Source organism: Helicobacter suis (genome assembly GCF_902196135.1).
Classification (GTDB): Bacteria; Campylobacterota; Campylobacteria; order Campylobacterales; family Helicobacteraceae; genus Helicobacter; species Helicobacter suis_A.
This window is the reverse complement of the sequence record NZ_CABIKE010000045.1, coordinates 1-566: the sequence shown is the minus strand read 5'-3', so window position 1 is coordinate 566 and position 566 is coordinate 1. Positions and strand designations below refer to the sequence as shown.

Annotated in this window: 1 protein-coding gene; it reads right to left on the bottom strand. The window is 44.0% G+C overall.

From position 1 onward, the window contains the following. On the bottom strand, window positions 1-566 hold a 566-nt coding region (locus tag G6Q06_RS08335), incomplete at both ends, for a hypothetical protein (protein ID WP_163566301.1).

Genomic DNA, 566 nt, shown 5'->3' with positions numbered 1-566 from the left:
TCCCCCTCTATCATCTCCCTAATAATGGTATAAATGCGCGGAAAAGCCATGCTAAAGTCTGGTTTGTTAGCTCGCTCTAGCTCTAAGTAATAATCATACATGGCTTTATAGCCCTTGCGTGGAGCACTACTGCCTATAGCTAGAATAGCCTCCCTTAGGAGCTCTTTATTTACTTTGGTTTTTCTTTGGTAGTAGTCTAGGCGCTTTTGGCTTACATGGTAGGTTCTTTTAGGATCGTAATTAGTTTTATGTTCTTTGAAGTATCTACGCCATTCACCCAGCTTGCTAAGCCACTTACATATCCTAGCTAAGCGCACTTCAGCCCCGCGTGTTTCATACAAGACATGCAAAACAAGCGCAGGCGCTATCTCACGGCGGCATTGATCAATAAATTCTACTAGGCGGTACTTTTCCTCAAAGGTAAAATGCCTTTTAGTAATATCAAAGCCCGCCATTTCTTGGCGCACATACTTCTCTACCTCTTTGATCTCAGCGTTTCTATGATGATAAGGATTGTAGGCCGCGCGTGTTATGCGGGGGTAGTGTTTGCTCGTATCCACCCCATA